Source organism: Pseudoclavibacter sp. RFBG4, assembly GCF_002931515.1.
GTDB lineage: Bacteria > Actinomycetota > Actinomycetes > Actinomycetales > Microbacteriaceae > Pseudoclavibacter.
The window spans coordinates 20,921-47,269 of sequence record NZ_PSYC01000020.1 but is presented as its reverse complement, the minus strand read 5'-3'; the positions used below and the strand labels follow the sequence as shown (position 1 = coordinate 47,269).

Genomic DNA, 26,349 nt, shown 5'->3' with positions numbered 1-26,349 from the left:
TCCATGAGCGCCGAGCTCACGCAGGTCGGCTCGGGACGGTCAGCGCTCTCTTCACGAGAGCGGACTACTTCGGGAGCGTGTAGTGGAGGTGAGTGGGCCGGAGTGAGCGATCGTCCGGCGACCAAGAGGCCCAAAGCCGTTCACGACCCCCGCTCGTCCGGATTTCTCCGCCGGCGGTGACCTCCGCAACGATCTCATCGACGACGAACAAGTCAGTCGGCTGATGCCGGCGCGCATGCTCAACTTCACCCTGGGTGAGCTGCACCGCGCCGACGGAGAGACCAACCGAGCCCTTCACCTCCACATGCCTTTCTTTTCCATCGAGCCAGACCCTCAGGTCATAAGGCTTACCAAGCTCCTCCACGTCGGAGGCTCCTTGCCGTCGGTAATGCTTGATCGCCGCGTCGACTGCATGCCTCTCGATAGCCGCCCGCTTCACCGCGTCAGACATGTACCCCTGAGCTGGCTCCGGCTTAGGGGCGTCGGACCGTTCGGTCCCTGATATCTGATCAGCTCGTCGCAGAAGAAGGTCGACTAACGCTGCGGGGAATTTTGTCAGATAAGCCTGTGATGCGCGGAGGTCCCTAGCTCCGTGCGGACTGAACGGTGGATACGTTGGTCTGCCAACCCTTTGTGCGACCTCCCGCATCGTCTGCACAATCTCTCGCCGGCGACCTATCACGTCTGCTCGGGTGATGGGTTGGTCTAGCAGGGTGAACTCTGCGAGAGGCATCAGCCAGGCATCCCCGACCGTGGGCTCGGACCGTGCGCGTCCGCGCGTGCCCTTGGCCTTCCAGCTGAAGCTGGGGAATGTCTGCAGCGGCCCGACTGCGATAGACCAGCCGACAAGAGACGGCTGCCCCTTCTTGGGTTTGAGCCAATGGAACACCCGGTCGCCGGGCTGCACATGCGATGTCATTTCGTATGTCCACCGCGCGGTACCCGGCTCCTCGCGCTTAGGGCTGATGAGTCGCTGGCCGACGGTTTCCGGATCGTGGGTGACCTCCATCCAGTAGATCTCGTCCGGATCGTCATGCCACCAGGTGTTGATCGCCATCTCAGCACCTTCGCACATACGAGCGGTCAAGACGGCGGTTCGTGCGCTCATCAATCCTTTGGCCCGCTCTCCTTCCGAACCCCTCGGAAGGACCACCATGAGCGACGACCTCGCGGACTACATTCGGGCGCTCGTCGACGACGCGCCTCCTCTCTCTCAACAGCAGCGCGACACGATCGCTCTCGCGTTCGGAAGCTGACGAAAGCCCCCTCACCTCGAGGGGGCTTTTTCGTGTCTCAGCAACCTCTGCTAACTACGCGTGTTGAGCGTCTCGAGGATGCGGTCTGCGGTCGGGTCGGCGAGCCGCTCCTTCAGCTCGTCGAGAGCGACCCGGAAGCTGCCCGTCAGGCGGTACTGGCGGGTGTAGGCGGCGAAGTCCTCCCGCAGCACCGATGGCCCCGATTCGGCCAGCCCCGCGACCCCCTCGGGCAGGGCCACCCCGGAACGGATGGACGCCACCAGGTGATCGACCACGTCCGGCCACACGAGCCGGTTCCGGTTTCGCCGCTGCACGGACCGCACCCGCACGATCGTGACCGGAGCCGCCGAGCCACCGACGAGAGCGATGAGGGCGACCGCGACCACTCCCGTGAGGGCGAGCGCCACGGCACCCAACGCGAGCCCGAGCGCGAAGGCAGCACCCGCGAACACGCCGATGGGCACCCGCTCGAACCCGGCCCGCCGGAGATCTGCCTCGAAGTCGGCAACCTTGGACTGACGTCGGTCGCGTCGCTCGCTGCTCTGCGGCCACAGCCTCGCGCTCACGACGCTCGAGACTCCCGCCCCCATCACCAGCGCCAGCAGAACGGTCACAGGGACCGCCGAAGGACACGCGCCGCATCCAAGCCGTGCGCCTCGAACTTCGCGGTTCGCGGCGGCGGGGATCCTGTCGATTCGAGTTGCGCCCGTCCACGGTTGAAGAGGGTGGCCGCCTCGATGACCTGGCCGGTCACCGTTCCGGTCGGGGCGAGGATCTCCCCCACGTGTCGTGTTCCCGATGCGGTCATCTCGAGGTGCACGACGAGGTCGATGCAGCTGGCAACGGTGGGCACCACGAACGCACTGTCGATGTTGCGGCCTGCGAGGAGCGGTAACGTGGAGAGCTTGACGAGAGCATCCCTCGCCGTGTTCGCGTGAATGCTGGAGATTCCTGGCATTCCGCTGTTGAGGGCGATCAGGAGGTCGAGGCTCTCCGCTTCCCGCACTTCGCCGACCACGAGCCAATCGGGTCTCATGCGCAGTGCCTCCTTGATGAGGCGGCGCAACGTAATCTCACCGGTGCCCTCGAGGCTCGCCTGCCGGCACTGCAGCGCGACGACGTCGCGGGCGACGAGATCGAGTTCGAAGGTCTCCTCCACGGTGACGATGCGTTCTTCGCTGCGCACCGAGGAGAGGAGCGCGTTGATCATGGTGGTCTTGCCGGTGTGGGTCGCGCCCGAGACGAGGATGTTGCAGCCGGCGCTGACCGCGAGCTGCAGGAACTCTGCTGCCTGCGCGGTGAGCGCCTCCCGCTCGACGAGGTGGGAGAGGTCTCGGATGCGGCGGGAGAACTTGCGGATGTTCACGGACGGGTAGCGCCTGGTCACCTCGGGAACGGCCACGTGCAGCCGCTCGCCGTTCGGGAGCGAGGCATCCACGAATGGCGAGGACAGGTCGACTCGCCTGCCGCTCGACTGGAGCATCCGCTCGATGAGATCGCGCAGCTCGGTCTCCGGGACGACCGTCGACGTGAGCTCGGGTACGCCGCCCCGAGCAACGAAGACCCGGCTGGGTGCGTTGATCCAGATCTCCTCGATCTCCGGATCGTCGAGGTAGGGCTGGAGCGCGCCGAAACCGGTCACCCGGGCCAGCACCTCACGCGTTGTCGACTCCTCATCGTGGACCAGCGGCAGCGACGAGCCAAGCGCTTCCTCCGCGTATCCCGCACCTCCTCGCGCGCGATGTCGGCGGCCCGCGCGCGATCGCCCCCGAGGTCGATGCCCTCCAACAGGACGCGACGACGGATTCGGTCAGTGATAGTGCTTACCGCGATGCTCACGGCCACAGAATGGCCAAGACTCGAAAACGCTGCAGAAGTTATCCACAGGTCACTTCAACAGTCACTTGCGCGGCGGCCGATTCCACCGTGACTCGCGAAGACTCGGAAGACTCGGAAGACTCGGAAGACTCGGAAGACCAGGGCCCTGCTCGCGCCTGGATCTACCCGGCATCCAGGTACAGCGTCATCCAGTTGACGCTCCACGTGCCCGACTCAGCCCCACCGCCCACATAGATGCCTGGCTGCCAGACCAGCTTCCCGTTGAAGTACTCGGCTTTCGGGAAGCAGTAGTACTGCGCATCGTGCTCAGTAAAGAACGACGCACCATACTCACTGTGCAGCTCGTGATCCGTGGGCAGACAGATGGCCCTGCTCTCGGGCACCCACTCTTTCGTCAGGAGCCGCTGCGGTGTCTCGTGGTCGCGGATCTCCGCGGAAATCTCCGGCGTTGCGGACAGCATCTCAACGAGCCCCCAGTCCTCATCCTGGATCGTCGTGAAGAACTTCCCGGCGAAGACACTCACTTGGATGAGCTCAGGCATGCGCAGTTGCAACTCGTAGGTGGTGGACTGGCTCTCGGCTTCGTCGATTCCGTCCCAGTCAGAGACCTCCGTGTATTCGACAGTCCCCGACAGGCGCATGGTGCCGCAGCAGCTTGCCTCACCGGGGTACTGACTCGACCAGTCGAACGTCGCGGCTTCGTTCTCTCCATCCCAGGCGAGGTTCCAGACCAAGTCGCGTTGCCCGCCTGTCTCTCCAGCAGGATCGACGGTCCCGAGGATGTTCAGGTCAGCGTCGTAGCCGACGAGTTGGTCTGGCCACTCGACGCCACCCTGATCACAGGTGAATGCAGCGACCGCGGCGAGCTCGCCGACGTGCGGGTCTGGGTTTAGCGCGACGAGGGTCAGCGGGTCACGGCCAGTGCCGTCGAGCATGGCGACGTGAGCCTTGAGCTCGACGATGCCCTCAGACCGATCGAGCCCAGGAAGCACACCGTCGACGAGACGTCCCGCCTCGAGACCGCACAGACTCGGCACGCCGACCGTGAGCAGCTGCTCCATCGTCACGGCTGGCTGGGCTACCGGATCCGCCAGCGGAGTGCCCGTCTCGGACTGTTGAGGGCTCGGCGGCCAGTCTTCACCGGTATCGACGCTGCAGCCGACCAGCAGCAGGAGGGCCAGCGATGCAGGCAGCAGTCTCGTGCCGCGAGAGATGCTCCGAAGTGGCATGTGAAGCTCCCGTCGTCGGTGCCGGAGTGACGTTCGCGCACAACGACACTGCCACGGTGATGCGGTCCAGCGTAGTGTCTGAAAACGGGCTCGAACACGCTTGCCTCTCGTCCAAAAAATGAGATTGTCGGGCTCACTCGACCAGGAGCGGATCCGGCCAAGAGTGCCGACGTCGGCGACACGCCTCTCGCTCGCCGCCGTGGCAGATGCACCCGAGCAGGACCCCACCGGGGATCCGCTCGGCGGTCGTGCCTCGAGCGCGACCAGCGCCGCCCTAGACTGGCTTGAGCACACGGGTTCGCTCGTGCTTGCGGGAGTGGTGAAATTGGCAGACACGCAGGATTTAGGTTCCTGTGCTTTCGAGCGTGCGGGTTCAAGTCCCGCCTTCCGCACTGTTCTTGATCTCGGATCCCTGCGTCCAGCTACCCGCCTGCGTGCGAGCGCGACTCAGGCGCATGAAGCTCCTCCGACTCGACAGTCTGTCTGTTCCGGCGCTCCCGACCAACGGGTACGGTTCCAGTATCAGCACTGAGAAGGAGCATCGACGATGACCGAATTCAACGAAGCAGACCTGCAGCAGAAAGCCAAAGATCACCTCTGGATGCACTTCTCGCGCCAGTCCGTGATGGAAGACGGCGCCGGGGTGCCGATCATCGTCAAGGGCGACGGTCACCACATCTGGGATTCGAAGGGCAACAAGTACTTCGACGGCCTCTCCGGCCTCTTCGTCGTCAACGCCGGCCACGGCCGCCAGCGCCTCGCCGAGACCGCCGCCAAGCAGGCCGCAGAGCTCGCGTTCTTCCCCATCTGGTCGTACGCCCACCCGAACGCCATCGAACTCGCCGACCGCCTCGCCGACTACGCGCCAGGCGACCTCAACCGCGTCTTCTTCTCCACGGGCGGCGGCGAAGCCGTCGAGACCGCCTTCAAGCTCGCCAAGTACTACTGGAAGCTGCAAGGACAGCCCACCAAGCACAAGGTCATCTCCCGCTCGGTGGCGTACCACGGCACGCCGCAGGGCGCCCTCGCCATCACGGGTATCCCCGCGATGAAGGCGATGTTCGAACCGCTCACCCCCGGCGGCTTCCGCGTGCCGAACACGAACTTCTACCGCGCTCCCGAGCACGGCGACAACCTCCTCGAGTTCGGCCAGTGGGCCGCGAACCGCATCGAGGAGATGATCCTCTTCGAAGGACCAGAGACCGTCGCGGCGGTGTTCCTCGAGCCCGTCCAGAACTCCGGCGGCTGCTTCACGCCTCCCCCGGGCTACTTCCAGCGCGTGCGCGAGATCTGCACCAAGTACGACGTGCTGCTCGTCGCCGACGAGGTCATCACCGGATTCGGCCGCATCGGCGACATGTTCGCATCCACCACGTACGACATCCAGCCCGACATGATCACCTGCGCCAAGGGCATGACCAGCGGCTACTCCCCGATCGGCGCCACCATCGTGAGCGACCGCATCTACGAGCCCTTCAAGCACGGCCAGACGTCGTTCTCGCACGGCTACACCTTCGGCGGCCACCCCGTCTCCGCAGCCGTCGCCCTCGAGAACCTGAACATCTTCGAGGAGGAACGCCTCACGCAGAACGTCAAGGAGAACTCGCCGCACTTCCGCGCGGCTCTCGAGAAGCTCCTCGACATCCCCATCGTCGGCGACGTCCGCGGCGACGGGTACTTCTTCGGCATCGAGCTCGTCAAGGACAAGGACACCCGAGAGACCTTCAACGACGAGGAGTCCGAGCGCCTCCTGCGCGGCTTCCTCTCCAAGGCCCTCTTCGACGCGGGCCTCTACTGCCGGGCCGACGACCGAGGCGACCCCGTCATCCAGCTCGCCCCGCCCCTCACCATCGGGCAGGCAGAATTCGACGAGATCGAGCAGACACTGCGCGGCGTGCTCACCGAGGCCAGCTCACTCCTCTAACGCGGTCGGCTCCCGGCCCCGCACGCGAGGTCTGGACCCGCTCCTCAGCTTCGGGATGGGTTCCCTGCGTGGAATGGGGATGGAAAAGTCGCTTCGTGCTGGAGAACTTTCCAGCACGAAGCGACTTTTCCATGCCGAAGCTCAGGTGGGTGTTCGGGGCGAGATGCCAGGACCGGGACAGGGATCAGCGCAGCCCAGGTTGAATCCGGTTCAGCGCAGCTCCGGTTCAGCCCAGCCGGCCCGGCTACAGGCCGAGGGCCGCGCGCAGCTTCGGCGCGAGCGCGTCGAACGCGCGGCGGCGGTGGCTCGAGGCGTCCTTCTCGGCGTCAGTGAGGTCAGCGGCTGAGCCTTCGGCACCGTCGGGCTGAAAGATGGGGTCATAGCCGAACCCGTGGTCCCCGCTCCGCTGCTCGAGGATGCGGCCGGGCCACACGCCGAGCACGGCCTCGCTCAGCTCCTCGCCCGTCGCAGACGCGGACGCCGGCACGACCAGCGCCGCCGCCGCGACGAACTGCGCCGCGCGGTTCGGATGCGACACGTCGCTCAGCTGCCACAGCAGCAGCTCGAGGTTCTCCTTCGCGTCCTTCGCGGGCCCGGACCAGCGTGCGGAGAAGATGCCGGGCGAGCCGCCGAGCACGTCCACCGAGATGCCCGAATCGTCGGCCAGCGCCGGGAGCCCCGTGTGCTCTGCCGCGGCGCGCGCCTTGAGGAGCGCGTTGCTCTCGAAGCTGAGACCGGTCTCGCGCGGCTCGGGGCCGTCGTAGGCGACGAGCTCGATGCCGTCGAGCTGCGCACCCAGGATGCGTCGCAGCTCGATCAGCTTGTGCGCGTTGTGGGAGGCGAGGACAACCCGGACCGGCTCGCTCATGCCTTGAGGGCCTCGTTCTGCAGCTCCGTGAGCGTCGCCGTGCCCGCGAGGGCGATATCGAGGAGACGGTCGAGCTCCTCGCGGTCGAACGGCGCGCCCTCGGCCGTGCCCTGCACCTCGATGAGCTTGCCGTCGCCCGTCGCGACGACGTTCATGTCCGTGCCGGCGCGGACGTCCTCGACGTAGGCCAGGTCGAGCAGCGGGACGCCGTCGACGATGCCCACCGAGATCGCGGCAACCGAGCGCGTGAGCACGTTCGCCTTCGCCGGCACGTGCTTGTTGGCCTTCGCCCACTCGATCGACTGGGCCAGCGCCACGTAGGCGCCAGTGATCGCCGCGGTGCGCGTGCCGCCGTCGGCCTGCAGCACGTCGCAGTCGATGACGATCGTGTTCTCGCCGAGCGCCGACATGTCGACGGCGGCGCGCAGCGAGCGGCCGACGAGGCGGGAGATCTCGTGCGTGCGCCCGCCGATCTTGCCCTTCACGGACTCGCGGCTGTTGCGGTCGTTCGTGGCGCGCGGGAGCATCGCGTACTCGGCCGTGACCCATCCCTTGCCCTGCCCCTTGAGCCAGCGCGGCACGCCGGGCGTGAACGAGGCGGTGCAGAGCACCTTCGTCTTCCCGAACGAGATGAGGGCCGAGCCCTCGGCCTGCTCGCTCCAGCCCTTCTCGATCGTCACGGGGCGAAGCTGGTCGTGGGTGCGGCCGTCTGCGCGTGCTTCGGTCATTGGTCCTCCAAGGGGTCGGATGCGGTGCTGGAAATCGGGGCGCGGCGCGTCAGGGGCGGCGCATCGACGGCGGCAGGTTGATGGCCTCCGTCATGAGTCGCTCCACGTGACGCACATCGGGGCCGAGGAAGCGACCGGCGAGGTTCACGAACGCCTCCGTGTTCTCGCCCGTCGCCCGGTAGGAGTACTGCGGGGCTCGCCCGCTGGCGTTGAGGAGGCCGTTCGAGGCGAGCACGCGGTACACGTCCTGCGCCGTCTCCACGTCGCTCGAGACGAGGCGGACGTCCGGGCCGAGCACGTAGCCGAGTACGCCCTTCAGGAACGGGTAGTGCGTGCAGCCGAGGACGACGGTGTCGACGCCAGCCGCCTTGATGGGCGCCAGATACTCCTCGGCGTGCTGCACCAGCTCTGGGCTCGTCGTGTCGCCTCGCTCCACGTACTCCACGAACAGCGGGCAGGCCTGCGAGAAGATCTCGAGGTGGGGGGCCGCCGCGAACGCGTCGTCGTACGCACGTGACGACAGGGTCGCCTCGGTGCAGAGCACCCCGATGCGGTTGTTGTGCGTCGCGCTCACGGCAGCTCGCACGGCCGGCGCGATGACCTCCACGACCGGCACGTCGTAGCGTTCACGCGCATCCCGCAGCACTGCGGCGGACGCCGTGTTGCAGGCGATGACGAGCATCTTGACGTCCTGCTCGACGAGCTCGTCGAGGACCGCGAGCGACAGACGCCTGACGTCGGCGATCGGCTTCGGGCCATACGGCGTGTGCTCGGTGTCTCCGACGTAGAGAAGCGACTCCCCCGGCAGCTGCGCCCGGATCTCCCTCGCGACCGTCAGCCCGCCGACACCAGAGTCAAATACGCCGATCGGTGCCTCGCTCATGAGTGCCGAGTCTACTCCCAGGCATCAGCCGAGGGCGGATGCGCACGCCGAGCACCCTTGCGCGCCCCGCGGCTGCGCCTAGGCTGGGGCGGTGACTTCCGAACGGCCGTCTACCGGCTTCCTCACCGACCAGTACGAGTTCACGATGATCGATGCCGCGGTCAACGCCGGCACCGCCGATCGTGACAGCGTCTTCGAGCTCTTCGGGAGGCGCCTGCCGAGCGGGCGCCGCTACGGAGTCGTGGCGGGGGTCGGGCGCGCGCTCGAGCTGCTGCGCGACTTCCGCTTCGGGGACGCCGAGCTGGCGCACCTCCGCGAGCACTCGATCGTCTCCCCCAAGACCCTCGACTGGCTCGCGGACTACCGCTTCTCTGGCACCATCCGCGGCTACCGCGAGGGCGAGATCTACTTCCCCGGCTCCCCCATCCTCGAGGTTCGCTCGAGCTTCGCCGAGGGCGTCATCCTCGAGACGCTCCTGCTGAGCATCTACAACTACGACTGCGCGGTCGCCTCCGCCGCCGCACGCATGGTCTCCGTCGCCCGGGGTCGTCCGCTCGCCGAGATGGGCTCGCGCCGCACCGGCGAGCGCTCAGCGGTCGCGGCAGCCCGAGCCGCCTACATCGCAGGCTTCAAGGCCACGAGCAACCTGGAAGCCGGACGCAGCTGGGGGGTGCCGACGATGGGAACCGCAGCGCACTCGTTCACGCTGCTGCACGACTCCGAGCGCGAGGCGTTCGCCTCGCAGGTCGCCACCCTCGGCGCCGGCACGACGCTCCTCGTCGACACGTACGACGTTCGCGAGGGCGTGCGCCTCGCGGTCGAGGTCGCCGGCCGAGAGCTGGGCGGCGTGCGCCTCGACTCCGGCGACCTGCCGACGCTCGTCGCGGAGGTACGCGCGCAGCTCGACGAGCTCGGCAACACCGCGACCAGCATCACGGTCACGAACGACCTCGACGAGTTCGCCATCGCGGGACTCGGTGCGAGCCCCGTCGACTCGTTCGGCGTCGGCACGAGCGTCGTCACTGGCTCGGGCTCCGTCGCCTCCGGCATGGTCTACAAGCTCGTCGCCCGCCGCGGCGAGGACGGCGAGTGGGTGTCGGTCGCCAAGCGTTCCACGGGCAAGGTCAGCGTGGGCGGCGAGAAGTTCCCCGTCCGCCGCCGCGACGAGCACGGGATCGCCGAGGCCGAGGTCGTCGGCATCGGCGCTCCCCCCGTCTCTGACAAGAGCGACCGCTCGTTGCTCGTCGACCTCGTCGTCGACGGTGTCATCAACGAGGAGTACACGGGCCGGGCTGGCGTGCAGAGCGCCCGAGAGCACCACCGCACCGCTATCGACGAGCTGCCGATCGGCGCGCTCCGCCTCCACGCGGGCGAGGCCGCCCTCCCGACGGTCTTCGTCGAGCAGGACGGCCGCGAGACCGTCTGGGTCTGACAGCCCCACCCGGCACCTCGACGCCGGACAGCACAACGGCCGCGAACCCATCTCGGGTTCGCGGCCGTCGCGCGTGCGGGTGAGCCTCGTGCATCCGGTGGATGCGCGGCTCAGCCCTTCATCTTGTCGTACACCGCCTTGCAGTTCGGGCAGACGGGGAAGCGGTCGGGGTTGCTGTTCGGCAGCCACTTCTTGCCGCACAGTGCGCGCACCGGCTTGCCCGTCACCGCCGACTCAAGGATCTTCTCCTTGCGCACGTAGTGCGAGAACTTGTCGTGGTCGCCCGGGTCGTCGGTCTGCTCCTCGTTGAGGAGCTGCTCGAGCTCGCGATCGAGGATCGCCGTGCCGCCGCCGGTCTCGTCTGGCCCGCCGGGGCCCGTTGGGGTGCTGGAGAACGTCATGCCGATCATCTTAGAACGCAAACCGCAGGCCCCACCGGATGGCTACGCGCTCTGCGCGAACGCCATGATCTCGCTGGAGCGGCGCTCGAACTGCCTGGCGCCCGCGTTCAAGCCCACGATGAGGACGATGAGCCCCACCACGACACCCCAGCCGAGGGCGACGAAGTTCCACCAGGACTCGCCGCCGTTGAGGGCGACGAGGCCCGCGTAGACGGACGGGCCCATGAGGAGGATCGCGATGAAGCCGGTCGTGGGGTGCCAGAACACGCCGGATCCCCAAGACCGCACGGGCTGGCTGAACGGCGAGTCGCCCGGTCGCGCCACCGGATACGGGTGCAGCACGCTGCCGATGCTCGAGAAGCCCGTCGCCGCGAAGAGCAGGCCGAGCGACAGGCCGACGAGGGCGAGGATCGTGCCCCACTCGCCCACGATGAGCCAAGTCACGAGTGCGCCGAGAACGACGACCACCGTGCCGAAGACGAGCGTCGGGAGGGCGCGACCGAAGCGGTCGGAGAGCCCGGACATGCCGCTCGTCACGTGCATCCACACCGCGGAGCCGTCGAAGGCGAGGTCGTTGTGGAGGGTCCACCCGATGAAGAACGCCAGCAGCGGTAACGGCAGCAGCGCCAGGTGCCGCGGCTCGACGCCGACGACCGCCAGCGGGATCAGGGCGAGCAACGGGATGAGGATGATCGACACGTTGACGACGACGTACCGCGGGTCGCGCATCCAGTACGTGACCGTGCGCGCCGCCACGACAAGCGCAGGCGAGCGGCCGAACGCGCCGAACGCGCCGAGATCGACGAGCTCGGTCTCGTCGCCGCCGAGCGCGGCGGAGGCGACTCGGCCGGCGACGACCTGCCAGAGCACGAGCAGCACGACGAGCGTGACCGCACCGATGCCGAGCTGCCCGAAGGCGAGCTGCAGGTCTCCGCCTGTCGCACTCGCCGCTGCAGCCCACGGGGCCGCGATGGGCGAGAGCGAGAGCACCTCGAGCGCGGCGCTGACGGCTTCGTGCTCACCCAGCTGCCAGTCGACGGACACCGCGACGAACACGATGGGCGACGCGAGGAGCAGGAGCACGAGGACAAGCGCTGCGCGGGCGTCGCTCACGAGCCGCCTGGCCCGCAGGTCCTCGCCGACGAGGCCAGCGAGGCGCGACAGCACGACGAGCGTGGCGAGGACGAGGGCGGCACCGACGATCGCGACGAGCAGCCCTGTCGAGTCGCCGGTCCAGAGCAGGAGTCCCGCCAGCAGGACGATCGTGATCGCGAACGACGGCACGCTGACAAACGCCGTGCCGAGCGCCAGCCAGGCCGACCGCCGGGGCGAGAAGCCCATGACGGCGAGCGAGCGCGGATCGATCGCGGCGATCGGCGTCACGAAGACGCTCACGAGCCCGGTCGCGATGGTCACGAGCGAGCCCGCGATGATGGCCCCCTCGCGTTTCGCCTCGATGTCGGAGTCGAGCAGCGACAGGACCGCGAAGACGGCGAAGACGGCGGCGAGGATCGACAGCAGGAGCGTGCCGATCCACGCCCCCCGATGCTGCGAGTCGCGCCGAGCGCCGTTGCGGATCGACTGCAGCTTCAGTTGAAGGAGATGTCCAGCCAATCGAGCCCCTCCATCTGTGGCGTGCCGCGCACGAGGTCGCGGAAGCGTTCTTCGAGTGTGATGCTGCCGCGCACTTCGCTCACCGTGCCGGAAGCGAGGAGCTCGCCCCGAACGATGACGGCGACGTGGTCGCAGACGCGCTGCACGAGGTCCATGCTGTGGCTCGAGAGCAGCACCGTTCCCCCGCGCTGCACGTACTCGAGCAGGATGTCGATGAGCTGCCCCGCCGACACCGGGTCGATCGTGTCGAACGGCTCGTCGAGCACCAGCAGCTCCGGCGAGTGGATGAGGGCGGCGGCGAGCGAGATCTTCTTCGTCATGCCCGCCGAGTAGTCGACGACGAGGCGGTTGGCGGCCGATTCGAGCTCAAAGGCGTGCACGAGCGACTCGGTTCGCGACCGCGAGTCCGCGGGCGAGAGGCCGCGGAGGAGTCCCGAGTAGTAGAGGAGCTGTCCGCCCGTGAGCTGGTCGAAGAGACGCAGCCGGTCCGGGAGGATGCCGATGTGGGGATGCGCGGCCTTCGGGTTCTTCCACACGTCGAGGCCGAGCACCTCGACGGTGCCGCTCGTCGGCTTGAGCAGCCCCGTCGCCATCGACAGGGTCGTCGTCTTGCCAGCACCATTCGGCCCGACGATGCCCGTGAAGGAGCCACGACGGACCTCGAAGGTGACGTCGTTGACGGCGACGTCCGCGCCAAAGCGCTTCGTGAGGCCAGTGACGGACAGCACGGTGTCGCCGAGTTCACGGTCGGGTGCCTCGGTGACACGCGTGACGGGCGTCATCGTCGAGAGGCCCTCTGCCGTCGCGGCACCCAGAACCGGGTTCCTGACGGCAGCCGGAAGGCCGGACTCCTGCGCCGCGGCCTCCTCCTCTGCAAGCGATGAAGCGGTCACGCTGTCGTCGACGACGATCGCCTCGACCATGATCGCCTGGGGTCGACTCGCGTCGCCCTCCGGTACGTCTGGGCTGGCAGCACTCTCGTTCACATCGTCGGCGGCGCCATCGCCGACGTCTGAGCTCTTCGAAGACATCGCTCAACCGTACCAACGATCCGGCGTGCCGCGCCGCTCCTGCGACTCCAAGCTCCCCCCAGGCGTGTCCTCATACACTGCTCGCGTCGCCATGCGCTCCGCGCTCGGCCGTGCCATCACGAGGAGGTCCAGTGTCAGATTCCAGCACTCCGCGCGTCAACGAAGGTGCCGACGCGGCGAGCTACGCCCCGTTGCCCCCGCGCGACGAGCAGCAGGCTGCGGCAGCCGGAGAGCAGGACAAGATCTGGCTCGACCGGCTCATGGCCATCCAGCGCCCGATCGTGCTGCGACAGATCCGCATCCTCCGCGGAAAGTACCCGGATGCGACCCCGAGCGAGCTCATCAAGAAGATCGAGCAGCAGTACCTCAACGCGACGACCGTGAGCGGGGGCGCAGCTGGCGCCGCCGCCATGGTGCCGGGCGTCGGCACGGCGGCGTCCCTCGCCGTGACGGGCGTCGAGACCGCCGGCTTCCTCGAGATGACCTCCCTCTTCGGCCAGGCGGTCGCCGAGATCCACGGACTCCCCATCTCGGACCCCGTGCGCGCGCGGACCCTCATCCAGTCCCTCATGCTCGGCAAGGCCAGCAAGAACCTCATCCAGCAGTTCGCGGGTCAGGCCTTCGGCAAGGGCCCGGCGAAGCAGGTGTTCTGGGGCGAGATCGTGACGAAGCGGCTGCCGCGGGCGATGGTCGGCGAGCTGTCCGGGCGCATCCAGTCGATGTTCCTCAAGCGCTTCGTCGTTCGCCAGTCGGCGAGCACGGTCGGGCGGCTCGTGCCGTTCGGCATCGGCGCCGTCATCGGGGGCGCCGGCAACCGGATACTCAGCAACGAGGTCGTGCGCACGTCTCGCGAGGCGTTCGGTGTGGCCCCCGCGAGCTTCCCCATCGAGCTGCACCCGCAGTTCGCCAGCTCCAAACCGGACGACGGGGAGGACCACAAGGCGCTGACCCGCGGGCCGTTCAGCTTCTTCCGGGTGCCCCTCGCGCTCACGCGGGGCAAGGGCAAGGAGACCGACGGGGTGTCGTAGGCCGATGCAGCCTAGGCCGCCGCGTCGAGGGACACCTCGACCTCGATGACCTCGCCCTGACGGACGACGGTGAGCGTGGCGACCTCCCCCGCCTCGTAGACGCGGACGTGCGCGATGAGGTCGTTGGCGTTCGAGACGGGGACCGTGCCGATGTACGTGACGATGTCTCCCCTGCTGAGGCCAGCGATCGAGGCGGCGCCGTTTTCCACGACGCTGTCGACGTAGGCCCCCACGATGCTCTGGCTGCTCGTCGCGACGGTCGCCGCGTTGCGCACCGTCGCCCCCAGCGCGCCGTGCGACGGCGTCTGTCCGTCCGCGAGCTGCGCGGCGATCTGGACGGCGTAGTTCGCGGGCAGTGCGAAGCCGAGGCCGATGCTGCCGCTCGAGGCGGCCTGCCCCTGGCCACCGGACTTGGTGCCGGCGATCGCCACGTTGATGCCGATGACCTCGCCGTTCGCGTTCAGCATGGCACCGCCAGAGTTGCCCGGGTTGATGGCGGCGTCCGTCTGGAAGACGGGAAGCTGGACGATGCTCTTGCCCGGGTCGGTCGTGGAGCTGAGGGGCGAGTCGGTCGCGGCGTTCTCGTCGACCGTCGGCGGCACCGCGGCCGACGCGATCTCGATGCTGCGGTTGACCGCGGAGACGACACCCGTCGTCGCGGTGCCTGCGAGACCGAGCGGAGCCCCGAGCACGATCGTGGACTGGCCGACGACGACCTGGTCGGAGTCGGCGAAGGAGGCGGGCTGGAGCCCGCTTGCGTCGGTCAGCCGCAGCACGGCGACGTCGGCGAGCACGTCCAAGCCGACCCGAGTGGTCGTGTAGACCCGACCGTCGCTGGTCGTCGCCGTGATCTGCGCATCCGAGACCGTGCCGTCGAGCGTCACGACGTGGGCGTTGGTGATGACCAGCCCGTCGCCCGAGTAGATGACGCCAGACCCCGTCTCGGTGCGGGTGGGCGTGGAGACCGTGAGCGTGACCACGCTCGGGGCGGCCCCGACGATCGCCGCGCTGGCCTCTCCCGGCAGCGGAGCGGTCGGCTCGCTCGGGGAGCCGAGCGGCTGCGTGAGACGTTGGGCGTCCTGGTTGGGCTGGTTGATCACATTGGCCGTGATGAGCGCCCCGCTCAGCCCGCCGATGACCGCCGCGACCACCGCGATGCCCGCGACGACGAGGAGGCCGGTGCGCCGGGTGATCACGGGTGCATCGTCGTGGATGGAGTGCAGGTGGGCCCCAGCCCGGTGGCGACCGTGCTCCTCAGCCCGCGCAGCGCTCGACTGGGTCTGCGCGCTGTTCGCGTCGGCGCCCGCAGCGGGGGATGAGTCGAGCATGAGGATCCTGACGTTCTCTCGATGCGTCGGGGCGCATCCGTGGCGCAAGTCTAGGGAGCGAACGGAGCGATCGCTCTGGTTTCGGCGGCACGTCGCGGTTCGAGATTCGATCGTGACCGGCCGATGACAGACTGGATGCATGCGCAGAGACGGACCATGGCTCCGGGCGGCCCAGGGGGCTGGCCTCCTCTCCCCGAGCGGCGAACTGCAGGGCACGGTCTTCGGTGAGATGAGCGAGCTCGCCCGCACCACGGGATCGGTGAATCTGGGGCAGGGCTTCCCTGACTACGCGGGACCGCGGGAGCTGCTGGATGCGGCGATCGAGGCGATCGCGCGGGGCGAGAACCAGTACCCACCGCCCCGGGGGACCGCAGATCTGCGCGCCGCGATCGCCGAGCACCAGCTGCGGTTCCGCGGTGTCGTGCTCGACCCCGACCGGGAGGTGCTCGTCACCGTCGGCGCCACCGAGGCACTCGCGGCGACGGTGCTCGGGCTCGTCGAGCCGGGCGAGGACATCGTGGTCCTCGAACCCCACTACGACGCATACGGGGCGCTCGCTCGCCTCGCCGATGCCCGCCTCGTGACCGTCCCGCTCAGATGGCCCGCGTTCCGGCCAGATCACGATGAGCTGCGGCGCGCGGTCTCCGACCGGACTCGTCTCATCATCGTCAACACGCCGCACAACCCGACGGGTACCGTCCTCCCCCGCGAGACGCTCCAGCTGATCGTGGAACTGGCCGCGCGCCACGACGCGATCATCGTCACCGACGAGGTCTACGAGCACCTCGTCTTCGACGGATCGCATGTCGCCATCGCCAGCCTCCCGGGAGCGGCCTCACGCACCCTCAGCATCGGCTCGGCAGGCAAGACCTTCAGCGTGACCGGCTGGAAAGTCGGCTGGGTCACCGGCCCCGCCGCCCTCATCGAGGCGGTGCTCGCGGTCAAGCAGTACCTCAGCTACGTCGGAAGCGGGCCGTTCCAGCCAGCCGTCGCTGTCGGGCTCAGGCTTCCTGAGCGTCGTTTCGACGAGGAACGCGATCGGCTCCGGGCCAAGCGCGACCTGCTCGTGACCGCGCTGCGCAGCCGCGGCCTGGAGACGGCCACTCCGGCGTCCGGCTACTTCGCGATCGCCGATGCGGCGAGCATCGGCTACACGGATGCGACGGAGCTGTGCCGACGGCTGCCTCGCGAGATCGGGGTGGTCGGCATCCCAGTCGCCGCACTGTGCACGCCTGAGCGCCAGGGCGACTACCGCTCGCTGGTTCGCTTCGCGTTCTGCAAGAGCGACGAGGTGCTCGAGGAGGGCATGCGCAGGCTCGACCGGCTGGGCGAGCTCAGCCGGTAGCGGCTCAGTCCCTCGGCGCCGCCTCGACCGGCACGACCCGGTATCTCCGGAGCTGGAGCGCCGGGTTCTGCTCGCGAACCGAGTCGAGCACCTCGAGCGACACCCAGCCGATGGAGAGCCCCGCCTCGATGCCCCCGCCCGCGATCGTCGCGCCCCTGGGGTCGATGACGGCACTGTGGCCGACGCCGATGGGGGCTGGATGGTCGGCCGCGGCGAAGTAGACCGTGTTCTCGATGGCGCGGGCCGCGAGCAGGGTCGTCCAGTGGTGCTCCTTCAGCGGGCCGCGCACCCACTCCGCGGGGATCGCGATGAGCTCGGCCCCCGCATCCACGAGGGTCCTCGAGACCTCGGGGAACCGAAGGTCGTAGCAGGTCTGCAACCCGACCCGGACGCCGCCGACCACGAACGTCTGCGGCGCGGCCGTGTCGCCGGCCACGACCCAGTCGCTCTCCTTCGCCCCGAACGCGTCGTAGAGGTGCACCTTGCGGTACTGGGCGACCACTTCGCCCGTGGTGTCGACGGCGACCAGCGTGTTGGCGAAGCGCTGCGGGTCCTCCGACGTCGCCACGAGCCCCGCGACGATCGTCACGCCGCGCTCCGCGGCAAGCGAGCGCATGAGCGAGACGAAGGGCCCATCGAGGTCCTGCGCGTTCCGCACGAGCTCTGGCCCGAGCTCCGGCAGGAAGAAGCTCGCGTACTCGGGCACGACGACCAGCTGGGCCCCGCGGTCCGCCGCGAGAGCGACGTTCTCGCGCAGCAGCCGCTCGTTCTCCGCGAGATCCGAGCCTGGGGAGTACTGAGCGACGGCGACGGCGAGCGGAGAGCGCTTGGCCGCGCCGCCGTGTGCACTGGCGGTCGCATCGATGGGGGCAGGCGCGTCGAGTGGCATGACGCGAGCCTACGTCGAGCACCGGGACGCGGGAAACTCTTCACCAAGGTGTCATCCGCGACGCACCGGCCTCAGCTTGTCTGGGCGCTCGGTCACGAGTACCTTCATTCTGCGAGCGGTGCGCTCGCAGTCACGAGGAGTCGCCCCATGCCTACCTACGCCGTGCTCTTGAAATACGAGGTCGTCTCGGCGCTCGTCATCGAAGCCGAATCCGAAGACGAAGCGGCGAAGATCGCCAACGAGTTCGAGTCGGAGGCACATGACGCCGTCGAGGACACCGACGACGTCCGCGTCTCCTCCCGCCTGTGGGGCGACGGCACCCTCGAGGTGCAGTCCGCCTCCGACGACGAAGCAGCAGAGGACCTCCTCGACGAGTGGATCGACGAGATCGAGAGCGAGCTCGAGGACTCCGACGAGGACGACGACCTCGACGAGGTCGAAGCAGAGCTCGACCCGGCCGGCGACGACGAGGTCGACGACTTCGACATCACGTCCGACGACGAAGACAGCGCAGCCAAGAAGGCCTAGCCTCAGCTGCACAGAAGAGGGGCCGGATGCATCGCATCCGGCCCCTCTTCTTCGTCTGAACGCGCGGTCCGCAGCCCGCCGCTGTCCAACTTCAGTGCAATATTCGGCCAATGGCACCGAAACCGCGGCGTTCGACGCCGTTCTGCACTGATGTTGGACAGCCGCGCCCCGCTACACGCGGGCGATCGCCGAGATGTCCTCCTCGAACTCGCGCTCGACCTCACTCGACACGGTGGTGCGCGTCGAGGAGATAGCGGCGAGGAAGTCGTCGGTGGTGGGGCCGAGCGGCACCACGTCGCCGGAGTTGCGGGCCGCGACGGCACGCTCGAGCGCGACCTGCGAGGCACGCCGTGCCGCGAACTCGATGTCGGCGGGCGAGTATCCGCTCGTCTGCTCGACAAGCGCGGGGACGTCGACGGAGTCGCTAACCGACTCGGGCACGTACCGCTCCCAGATCGCGCGACGCGCGGCGGCATCCGGCAGCCCGATGGGGATGACGTAGTCGAAGCGGCCGTGACGCAGGAACGCCTGGTCGAGGGCACGGATGAAGTTGGTGGCGCAGATGAGGAGTCGCCCTGGCTTCTCCCGGAAGGCGGGGATGATCTTCAGGAGCTCGTTGGTGACGCCCTGCGTGGGCGACGGTGGCTCGCCGCCTCGGTGCGACGCGATCTCCTCGACCTCGTCGATGAAGACGACGGCATGCTCGAGCGACTCGACCTGCTCGAACGTCTCGCGCAGCTCGCCGGCGAGGCCACGCGGCGACGCCGACAGGCGGGACGGGAAGACCTCGACGAACGGCCAGCCGAGACGGGAGGCGATGCCCTTCGCGAAGGTCGTCTTGCCCGTGCCCGGAGGGCCGAAGAGCACGATCGCGCGAGGCGGCACGACGCCGTACTCCTCGGCGAGGTCAGGGTCGCTGAGCGGCAGCACGAGTCGTCGCTCGAGCACGTCCTTCTCATGCTGCATGCCGCCGATCGCGTCCCAGCGGTCGGAAGGCAGGATGCGGCCGCCGAGCTCGCGAAGGGCCACCATCTCCTGCTGCTTGACGCGGATCTCCCGTTCGAAGTAGCGAAGGTGGCGCTTGTCGGCGAACCCTGCCTTCGTGAGCGCCCCCACCTGCGTCTGCTCGTCAGGGACGAGGATCGTGAGCTTCTGCAGCCCGTGCTGCGCCATCCGCTGCTCGAGGGAGGCGAGCAGCGCCCCGCCGATTCCGCGTCTGCGCCACTCGTCGTCGGTCCCGAAGAACACGATCCAGCCCTGGTCGTGGGCCGCCCGCGCAACCGCGACGCCGACGATCTTCTCGCCGGCGACCGCGACGACGGCGGTGTCCTTGCGGGTCGAGGCGATGACCTCGCTGAGGCCGTACACGGGTTCCGTGCCGGAGCGGCGGTGCTGCTCCCAGAGGCGGAGCAGCGCGTCCATGTCCGTCGGCTGGAAATCACGGATGCGCCAGGTGCTCATCGTGTCGCCTCCTGTCTGACTCCCGCGAGCGCGGCGAGTGCACGGCCGTTGGCTTCCGGCGAGCCGATGGTAATGCGGATGCCTTCGCCGGGGAAGGCGCGGGCGAGCACGCCGGATCCGGTGAGTCCGGCGTCGATGCGCTCGGTGTCGTCACCGAGCCTGAGCCAGACGAAGTTCGCCTGGGATTCGCCCACGTTCCAGCCCTGGGCCCGGAGCTCCTCGGTGACGCGGGTGCGTTCGCTGACGATGTCGTCGATGCGCTCGCCGAGCTCGGCTTCGGCGTCGAGGGAGGCGAGGGCGGCGGTCTGGGCGAGGGCGGAGACGGCGAAGGGCACGGAGACCTTGCGGAGGTTGGCTGCGACGTCTGCCTGGGCGACGGCGTAGCCGATGCGGAGGCCTGCGAGGCCGTAGGCCTTGGAGAAGGTGTGCAGGACGGCGACGTTGGGGAACTCCCGGTAGAGGTCGATGCCGATGGCGGTCTCGGCGTCGCGGTTGAAGTGCTCGTAGGCCTCGTCGATGACGACGAGCACGTCGCTGGGGACGCGTGTGATGAACGCACGGACCTCGGCGTGGGTGAGGGTCGCCCCCGTGGGGTTGTTGGGGTTGCAGACGAAGATGATCGCGGTGCGGTCGGTGATGGCGTCGACCATGGCGTCGAGGTCGTGGCGTTCGTCGGCGGTGAGGGGCACCTGCACCGGCGTCGCTCCTGCGCCGATCGCGATGATCGGGTACGCCTCGAAGCTGCGCCAGGCGAACATGACCTCGTCGCCTTCTCCCGCGCTGGCCTGGACGAGCTGCGTGGCCACCTCGACGGAGCCTGCTCCGAAGACGATGTTCTCGGGTTCGACGCCCTGGAGCGTCGCGACGCGCGAGGTGAGCTCCGGTGCCGCCATCGACGGGTAGAGGTGGATGCGCTCGAGCTCTTCGGCCACAGCGGCGCGGACGGAGGCGAGTGGCGGGAACGGGTTCTCGTTGGAGGAGAGCTTGACGACGTCGCTGGTGCTCGGCATGGCACCCTGCTTGTAGGCGGGGATGCTGTCGAGGGCGCTGCGCTGCTTGACCATGCACTGAGCGTACAGAGAATCCGAAGCTTGCAGCGCGCGCCGTGGGCGGCGCTATCGTAGCGTTGGGCCATGTGCGGTCGCTACGTCACCCCAGCAGTCGAGCACGTCGAGGCGCTCTTCGATATCGAGGCCCTCGGCGCTGATCTGCCGGAGCCGTCGTTCAACACTCCCCCGACCGACCCGGTCCCCGTGGTGGTGGAGCCGGAGCCCAAGGGCGGTGGGGCTGCGGTTCGCCGCGTCGAGCGTGCGAGGTGGGGGCTGCTGCCGCCGTTCGCGAAGGATCCGAGCTTCTCGTCGAAGGCGTTCAATGCGCGCGTCGAGACGGTGCTGGAGAAGCCGACGTTCCGTGGGCCGGTGAAGCAGCGGCGAGCGATCGTGCCCGCTGTCGGTTACTACGAGTGGCGCAAGAAGGCAGATGGCACGAAGTCCGGGTCGAAGACGCCGTTCTTCATCCACCCGGAGCACGACGACGAGCTCATCGCGTTCGCTGGCCTGTATTCCTGGTGGGCGGACCCCACGAAGCCCGGCGATGATCCGTCCAGGTGGCTGCTGACGACGACGATCCTGACGCGGGGGTCGACGGGTGAGCTGGCGAGCATCCATGACCGCATGCCGCTCATGTTGCCGCGCGCGCTCTGGGATGCGTGGCTCGACCAGTCGGTGGTGGGCACGCAGGGGCTGCTCGACGAGGCGAGCCAGGCGGGTGTCGAGCTGGCGTCGACGCTCGCCATGCACGAGGTCGGCTCCGAGGTGGGTCGGGTGTCGAGCACGGGGCCGCAGCTGATGGCCCCCGTCAGCACGCCGGGGTAGTCAGCGAGGAGTCAGGAGCCGGTGCCGCGGGCGGCTCGGCGCGCGGTGGACGCCGCGAGGTGGGTGCGCACTGCCGCTGCGGCAGCGACGGGGTCGGCGAGGCGGATGGCGTCGGCGACAGCCCGGTGCTCGGCGAGGACTGCGGCAGCCTCGGCCGCGTTGCGGTCCACGTCGGAGATGCGCGCGGGAGGCAGGATGATGGCGCGCGCGCCCATCCGGTCGAGGGCCGTCAGGAAGTAGCGGTTGCCGGACGCGGCGGCGATCGCACGGTGGAAGGCGAAGTCCGCGTCGACGGTCTCGCTCGGCAGGCTCGCCTTCGCGAGGGAGGCGAGGGCCGCGTCGATCTCGGCGATCTCCTGCGCTGACGGGGAGCGGGCCGCGAGCGCGGCGGCCTCGACCTCCACGGCGATTCGGAAGGCGTGGAGCTCTGCGCGCTCCGCTTCGGAGTGCGCGCCCAGCCAGTCGTCGCCCGTCGTCGCGACGGGAGGGGTGAGGGCGTAGCTTCCCGATCCGACACGCGTGCGCACGAGGCCGCGCGACTGCAGGCGGTGCAGCGCTTCGCGGACGACGCTCCGGCTCGCCCCGAACTCCTCGACGAGGCCGCCCTCGCTCGGCAGCCGGTCGCCGGGAGCGATGCTTCCCTCGACGATGCGGTCAGCCAGGACCTTGGCGATCTCCTCGGCGCGCGTCATGCTCATGCACACATCGTGCCATCCCTCGCCCGGGCGTCGCGCGGGGCGGGCGGGGGCCTCGGGGAGGAAGCTCCTTGGGGCGCAGTCTGCGACGGTGCGCGTCCGACGCGCGTCAGTCAGCGCTGAGCCGCAGGGTCGGCACCCGGAGGATGCCGGAGCGCACCCCGTCCCGCCTTCGGCTCGCATCCTGCACTCGGAACCTGACGCCGTTCGCGGCTCGCGCCGCGGGGCTCGTCCCATCGATCGCCCGCGCCGCGGCCACTCGAACCCCGAGCGAGGAGACCGTCACCGTGATCGTGTGGCGCCCCTCGGCGAGCCGTCCGAGCTGGACGGAGTAGGGCGCCCGCCAGACGCTCCCCAAGGGCAGGCCGTCCACCTCGACGCTTGCAGCCGCGCCGACAGGCGGGTCAGCCGGGAGCGCGAAGGAGTTCTCGCGACGCTCGGCCCTGACCTCGGGCACGCTGGCGTCGCCGAAGTCGAGGGCAGCGGAGGCGGGGCGCACGAGCTCCACCGTCGTCTCGTACACCAGCTGCTCGTCGCCGTGGGCGACTTCCGGGTCGTCCTCCCACGTGTGGGGCAGCGTGACGGGCCGACGTCCGCTGGATGTGCGCACGAACCAGCCTGCCGCGAGGGGCTCCTCCTGGTCTTGGCCCAGCACCGGGCCGGTCGTCTCCAGCTCGTCGACACCCACCTGCCCCGGCCCCACCGTCTGGCCGACGAGCACGGCCTCGTAGGAACCGAGGCGCACGGTACGGCTGGCGTCGTCCCTCACCACCGCTCGTCTCCGCCCGGAGACGGCATCCCACACGGTGAGCGTGCTGTCGTCGCAGGGGTCCAGCACGACGTCGGCCGAACGCTCCCCGGTGTTCACCAGCAGGGAGATGCGCGAGCCCTCGAGCTGGCGGGTCGTGACCCCGACGGTGTCCGGTGCGCTCGTCGCGAGCGGCGGGACCATCCCGTGCACGGCGGCGCGTATCTCCGCCCGCCGCTCCTGGCCGCGGGACGCCGAGAGGTGGACCACGCGAACACCCGCCGACGACAGGAGCTGCGCCGCGGCGGCGGAGAGCACGCAGCCCGCCGGCACGAGCAGCACCTCGAAGCGGTCTGCGCCGCCGACCTCGAGGAGCGCGTCGTCGACGAGGTCGTAGTCGAGGCCGGTGGTGCGCACCGCAGAGACGAACTCGTCGTCCACGAAGCGACGCGTCTGCCGCCACAGGTCGAACGGGCGTTCCCCCTCGGCACCCGCCAGCAGCTCGGCCACCGGATGGTAGATGGCGACCTGCGCGATCCGCTCGCCCAGCTGGAGGACGGCGCTCACGCGAGCGAGCCCAGAGAACAGCTCACGCGCGACCGGCCACCACGGGTTCCTCGAGTCGAGAGCACCGGACGCGTAGAACACCGGCTGTCCGTGACCGAGCGCTCCTCCGAGCGGCCAGCCGTGGCCGACGAGGAGGTTGACGCCACTCAGCAGATGCTCGTAGGCCTCCCCCAGGAGGTCGGCCGGCCCCGCCCGGAACGATGGGGAATGCACCCAGGTCCACGTCTCCGAGGACACGGGCGACCTGCCGTAGGCGCCGGCCGCGGAGACCGCCCACGCGTTCTTCGTCCATCGCTGCCATCCCCACCCCTCACCCTCGATGAGATCCACGTCGCGATAGCTGCTCATGAGCATGGGCGGCTCCCCGTAGCACTGCGCGCGGAAGAGCAGGCCGTGTCCGTGCGCCCATTCTCCGAACGCCTGCACGAAGTGCTCCTCGAACAGCTCCCTGAGCGTCGTCATGACGTCGGTGCGCACTCGAGCGGTACCGGCGCCGTCGATCTCCAGCTGCCAGAGCTCCGGGAGCAGGTCGTAGCCCCGTCGAGCGAGGAACTCCCGGGGAAGCTCCGCCGTCCAATCGGACTCGTACACCTCGAAGCTGTCACAGAACCCCGCGTGCACACGCGTGGCCTCCGCTGCGGCCAGGAGCGGCGTCGCGACCGCCTCCAGGTGCGCCTGCACGGCGACCGCCGAGTAGTGATCGAGCACCAACCCCTCGGCACCGCGGGGCGCGCGCTTCACGTTCTGGCCGGTGAGGCGAGAGACCGCGACCAGGAGAACACGCGGGCCGCCGCCCAGGGCCGGAATGTGGATGCGCTCCCCGCATTCGGCGAGCACCCACTCTGCGGGCAGCTCCTGGATGGAGCCGGCGCCCACGTAGGCGCTCACCAGCGCATCACCGTCGAACGAGGGCCGGAAGACGAGCTCGGTCGCGCCGGGTGCGAGCTCGATCCGCTCCCAGTGGAGCCCCCGAGCTGCCGTCGACGCGTCGATGTGCGGCCCGCCGAACGGCCATCCCGCGCCGAGCGTGAGATCGAAGCGCAGCCCCCGCCGCTGCGCCCCTCGCGCGGCGAAGCCCACGAGCGAGAGGAACTCCGGATCGCCGAAACGCAGCCCGCCCTCATCCACCGGGTACACGAATGCGAGCTCGACCCCGCCGATCCCAGCGGCCAGCATGGCGTCCAGGTCGGCGTCGATCGCCGCCTCGCTCACGTGCGTCGAGAACCACCACCAGCGCATGAGCGGTGCCGCATGACCGGTCTCGCCCCGGAGCGCCTGCACGGCCTCCTGCATCGTGCCGCTCATCCCCGCACCTCGAGGCGCGCCCGGTCCGCGGATGCGCTCTGCTCGGCGGCGGCGTCCGCCTCCTCCTGGTCGATGACGGTCGTGCGCTGGCGCGCGAACACCACGAAGGCGAGGACCACCGCGACGAGGCAGGAGCCAGCGAGGAACCCGAAGAGCGCCCCGGGGCCGGTCGCCAGGACGACCGGAGTGACGAGCACGAGCGCAGACGAGCCGAATCGCGCGATGGCGATGATCGCGCCCTGCGCTGAGGAACGCAGCAGGGTCGGGAACGACTCCTGGGTCCAGATCTTCATGATGCCCTCCCCAGCGAACACGGTGCCGATGAGCCACAGGAACATCATGATGTTCAGCGTCGACTCGGTCACGCCGAAGACGAGCGGAACGCACATGGCCGTGATCGTGCAGATCGCGCCTCCCACGAACCAGCTCATGCGCCACCGTGTCCCGACGATCCGCATGAACAGGAGGACGAGGATCGCGCCGAGGAACATGGTGATGAGCTTCACCGTCGAGTAGACCTGGACCGTGGAGTCGGCAACCTCCGTGTACATGTAGGCCCCGTACTGGCTCACCGTGTTCGAACCGAGGTTCATGAGCGTGTAGAAGACGGCGAGCACGATGAAGTACTTCGCGAAGGGCGCCCTGAGGAGCGTCTTCAGCGTGCTCCACCCGAGCGCCGCATCCGAGCGGCTCGTGGCACCCGCCTTCTCCGCCTCGCGCTGCTCGAGCCACAGTGTCGACTCCGGAACCGCGAACCTCGCGACGAGCGTCAGCAGGGTGACCACGAGGATGTGCCCGAACAGGATCTGAGCCCCGAGCTGGCCCATGCTGCCGACGATGGTGGCGAGCCCGAGCGCGACCATGCTGCCGATCTTCCAGAGGAAGTGGGTGAAGCCGATCATGCTGCTGCGCAGCCCGGACTTGGCCATCTCCGAGATCGTGGCGAGGGAGACCGGCAGGTCAGCGCCCGCGCCGAGCCCGACGAGGATCATGCCGGCGAGCAGCCCGGGGAACACCTCGACGAACACCAGCAGCGCCGAACCAGCGGCGATCATGACCATGGTCGCGATGAAGACCGCCTTGCGGCCGAGCAGATCGCCGAGCCGCCCGCCGAAGAGCGCGCCGATGGCAACCGAGAACGTGAGCGCCGATGACAGCACCCCGATGGTCTCCGGGGTCAGGGCCAGGGTGTCCTTGAGGAGCACCAGGGCCGTCCCGCTCGAGGTCATCGCGGCGGCGTCGATATAGGACGCCATTCCCGAGATGAGTGCGATCCACCACATCTTGCGGGTGGACATTGGCTTCTTGGACATGTTCGAGGACCTCTCTGTCAGTATCGCCGACGACATCGTCGGCAAGCGCACGGCTCAGGCCGC

General features: G+C 68.9%; 24 protein-coding genes and 1 tRNA gene. 8 read left to right on the top strand and 17 right to left on the bottom strand.

From position 1 onward, the window contains the following. Positions 1 to 64: 64 nt before the first annotated feature. The 4 genes from C5E10_RS05255 to C5E10_RS05235 form a co-directional block, all read right to left on the bottom strand. Positions 65 to 1,057 carry a protein NO VEIN domain-containing protein gene (locus C5E10_RS05255; protein ID WP_181062652.1) on the bottom strand — a complete coding sequence of 331 codons (993 nt, stop codon included), beginning with the start codon at positions 1,055 to 1,057 and terminating at the stop codon, positions 65 to 67. A gap of 249 nt (positions 1,058 to 1,306) precedes the next feature. Further along, entirely contained in the window at positions 1,307 to 1,870 is a 564-nt protein-coding gene (locus tag C5E10_RS05250) for a type II secretion system F family protein (RefSeq protein WP_104330745.1), read from the bottom strand. Then, on the bottom strand, positions 1,867 to 2,898 hold the full coding sequence (locus C5E10_RS05245) for a CpaF family protein (protein ID WP_258071006.1): 1,032 nt from the start codon (positions 2,896 to 2,898) through the stop codon (positions 1,867 to 1,869). The genes C5E10_RS05250 and C5E10_RS05245 overlap by 4 nt, the downstream gene beginning before the upstream one ends. Positions 2,899 to 3,256: 358 nt before the next feature. Further along, on the bottom strand, positions 3,257 to 4,030 hold the full coding sequence (locus tag C5E10_RS05235) for a hypothetical protein (RefSeq protein ID WP_146080164.1): 774 nt from the start codon (positions 4,028 to 4,030) through the stop codon (positions 3,257 to 3,259). Between the two features lie 6 nt (positions 4,031 to 4,036). Here C5E10_RS05235 and C5E10_RS18810 point away from each other — a divergent pair, with 6 nt between their 5' ends. The 3 genes from C5E10_RS18810 (at position 4,037) to C5E10_RS05225 (ending at position 6,248) form a co-directional block, all read left to right on the top strand. After that, complete coding sequence (locus C5E10_RS18810; protein WP_146080163.1) at positions 4,037 to 4,354, top strand: hypothetical protein; 318 nt, start codon at positions 4,037 to 4,039, stop codon at positions 4,352 to 4,354. Between the two features lie 280 nt (positions 4,355 to 4,634). Beyond that, positions 4,635 to 4,716 (top strand) — tRNA-Leu (locus C5E10_RS05230). Positions 4,717 to 4,871: 155 nt separating this feature from the next. Then, positions 4,872 to 6,248: an aspartate aminotransferase family protein gene (locus tag C5E10_RS05225; protein WP_104330741.1), complete on the top strand. Its 1,377-nt coding sequence runs from the start codon at positions 4,872 to 4,874 to the stop codon at positions 6,246 to 6,248. Between the two features lie 244 nt (positions 6,249 to 6,492). Here the strand turns inward: C5E10_RS05225 and rdgB are convergent, their stop codons facing one another. From rdgB to murI, 3 genes are read right to left on the bottom strand one after another with little or no spacing between them, the layout of a single operon-like run. Next, a complete protein-coding gene (rdgB, locus tag C5E10_RS05220) occupies positions 6,493 to 7,116 on the bottom strand; it encodes an RdgB/HAM1 family non-canonical purine NTP pyrophosphatase (RefSeq protein WP_104298586.1) in 624 nt (207 codons plus the stop codon). Beyond that, positions 7,113 to 7,844: a ribonuclease PH gene (rph, locus tag C5E10_RS05215; RefSeq protein WP_104241552.1), complete on the bottom strand. Its 732-nt coding sequence runs from the start codon at positions 7,842 to 7,844 to the stop codon at positions 7,113 to 7,115. Before rph ends, rdgB begins: the two co-directional genes overlap by 4 nt. Before the next feature lie 49 nt (positions 7,845 to 7,893). Continuing rightward, positions 7,894 to 8,727 carry a glutamate racemase gene (gene murI / locus C5E10_RS05210; protein WP_104241553.1) on the bottom strand — a complete coding sequence of 278 codons (834 nt, stop codon included), beginning with the start codon at positions 8,725 to 8,727 and terminating at the stop codon, positions 7,894 to 7,896. A 91-nt stretch (positions 8,728 to 8,818) separates the two neighbouring features. On the opposite strand from murI, the gene C5E10_RS05205 reads away from it, so the two are divergent. After that, a complete protein-coding gene (locus tag C5E10_RS05205; RefSeq protein WP_104330740.1) occupies positions 8,819 to 10,159 on the top strand; it encodes a nicotinate phosphoribosyltransferase in 1,341 nt (446 codons plus the stop codon). Between the two features lie 110 nt (positions 10,160 to 10,269). Here the strand turns inward: C5E10_RS05205 and C5E10_RS05200 are convergent, their stop codons facing one another. From C5E10_RS05200 to C5E10_RS05190, 3 genes are read right to left on the bottom strand one after another with little or no spacing between them, the layout of a single operon-like run. Next, positions 10,270 to 10,560 carry a DUF3039 domain-containing protein gene (locus C5E10_RS05200; RefSeq protein WP_104242105.1) on the bottom strand — a complete coding sequence of 97 codons (291 nt, stop codon included), beginning with the start codon at positions 10,558 to 10,560 and terminating at the stop codon, positions 10,270 to 10,272. Positions 10,561 to 10,602: 42 nt separating this feature from the next. Beyond that, a complete protein-coding gene (locus C5E10_RS05195) occupies positions 10,603 to 12,174 on the bottom strand; it encodes a hypothetical protein (RefSeq protein WP_104330739.1) in 1,572 nt (523 codons plus the stop codon). Then, a complete protein-coding gene (locus tag C5E10_RS05190; RefSeq protein WP_308471704.1) occupies positions 12,150 to 13,205 on the bottom strand; it encodes an ABC transporter ATP-binding protein in 1,056 nt (351 codons plus the stop codon). The genes C5E10_RS05195 and C5E10_RS05190 overlap by 25 nt, the downstream gene beginning before the upstream one ends. Positions 13,206 to 13,336: 131 nt before the next feature. Between C5E10_RS05190 and C5E10_RS05185 the strand changes: the two genes are divergently transcribed. Beyond that, the gene (locus tag C5E10_RS05185; protein WP_104330738.1) at positions 13,337 to 14,233 is read left to right on the top strand and encodes a hypothetical protein; all 897 of its coding nucleotides are present in this window, start codon (positions 13,337 to 13,339) and stop codon (positions 14,231 to 14,233) included. Positions 14,234 to 14,244: 11 nt separating this feature from the next. Here C5E10_RS05185 and C5E10_RS05180 read toward each other — a convergent pair whose 3' ends face one another. Then, the gene (locus tag C5E10_RS05180) at positions 14,245 to 15,561 is read right to left on the bottom strand and encodes a S1C family serine protease (protein WP_181062651.1); all 1,317 of its coding nucleotides are present in this window, start codon (positions 15,559 to 15,561) and stop codon (positions 14,245 to 14,247) included. A 139-nt stretch (positions 15,562 to 15,700) separates the two neighbouring features. Between C5E10_RS05180 and C5E10_RS05175 the strand changes: the two genes are divergently transcribed. Then, a complete protein-coding gene (locus C5E10_RS05175; RefSeq protein ID WP_104330736.1) occupies positions 15,701 to 16,906 on the top strand; it encodes an aminotransferase class I/II-fold pyridoxal phosphate-dependent enzyme in 1,206 nt (401 codons plus the stop codon). Between the two features lie 4 nt (positions 16,907 to 16,910). Here the strand turns inward: C5E10_RS05175 and C5E10_RS05170 are convergent, their stop codons facing one another. Then, positions 16,911 to 17,795 carry a carbon-nitrogen hydrolase family protein gene (locus C5E10_RS05170; protein ID WP_104330735.1) on the bottom strand — a complete coding sequence of 295 codons (885 nt, stop codon included), beginning with the start codon at positions 17,793 to 17,795 and terminating at the stop codon, positions 16,911 to 16,913. A gap of 147 nt (positions 17,796 to 17,942) precedes the next feature. Between C5E10_RS05170 and C5E10_RS05165 the strand changes: the two genes are divergently transcribed. Beyond that, positions 17,943 to 18,323 carry a hypothetical protein gene (locus tag C5E10_RS05165; RefSeq protein ID WP_104298579.1) on the top strand — a complete coding sequence of 127 codons (381 nt, stop codon included), beginning with the start codon at positions 17,943 to 17,945 and terminating at the stop codon, positions 18,321 to 18,323. Between the two features lie 171 nt (positions 18,324 to 18,494). Here C5E10_RS05165 and C5E10_RS05160 read toward each other — a convergent pair whose 3' ends face one another. Together C5E10_RS05160 and hisC are read right to left on the bottom strand one after the other, a co-directional pair. After that, a complete protein-coding gene (locus tag C5E10_RS05160; RefSeq protein ID WP_104298578.1) occupies positions 18,495 to 19,784 on the bottom strand; it encodes an ATP-binding protein in 1,290 nt (429 codons plus the stop codon). Continuing rightward, positions 19,781 to 20,848, bottom strand: a complete 1,068-nt coding sequence (hisC, locus tag C5E10_RS05155) for a histidinol-phosphate transaminase (RefSeq protein WP_104330734.1) — start codon at positions 20,846 to 20,848, stop codon at positions 19,781 to 19,783. Before hisC ends, C5E10_RS05160 begins: the two co-directional genes overlap by 4 nt. Positions 20,849 to 20,917: 69 nt before the next feature. Between hisC and C5E10_RS05150 the strand changes: the two genes are divergently transcribed. Next, positions 20,918 to 21,658 (top strand): SOS response-associated peptidase, encoded by a 741-nt coding sequence (locus tag C5E10_RS05150; RefSeq protein ID WP_104330733.1) that lies wholly within the window; start codon positions 20,918 to 20,920, stop codon positions 21,656 to 21,658. Positions 21,659 to 21,669: 11 nt separating this feature from the next. Here the strand turns inward: C5E10_RS05150 and C5E10_RS05145 are convergent, their stop codons facing one another. The 3 genes from C5E10_RS05145 to C5E10_RS05135 all read right to left on the bottom strand — a co-directional run bounded on the left by C5E10_RS05145 (position 21,670) and on the right by C5E10_RS05135 (position 26,286). Continuing rightward, positions 21,670 to 22,356 (bottom strand): FadR/GntR family transcriptional regulator, encoded by a 687-nt coding sequence (locus C5E10_RS05145; RefSeq protein WP_104241564.1) that lies wholly within the window; start codon positions 22,354 to 22,356, stop codon positions 21,670 to 21,672. A gap of 106 nt (positions 22,357 to 22,462) precedes the next feature. Then, positions 22,463 to 24,973: a glycosyl hydrolase gene (locus C5E10_RS05140; protein WP_104330732.1), complete on the bottom strand. Its 2,511-nt coding sequence runs from the start codon at positions 24,971 to 24,973 to the stop codon at positions 22,463 to 22,465. Next, positions 24,970 to 26,286 carry an MFS transporter gene (locus tag C5E10_RS05135; protein WP_181062650.1) on the bottom strand — a complete coding sequence of 439 codons (1,317 nt, stop codon included), beginning with the start codon at positions 26,284 to 26,286 and terminating at the stop codon, positions 24,970 to 24,972. The genes C5E10_RS05140 and C5E10_RS05135 overlap by 4 nt, the downstream gene beginning before the upstream one ends. Between the last annotated feature and the right edge of the window lie 63 nt (positions 26,287 to 26,349).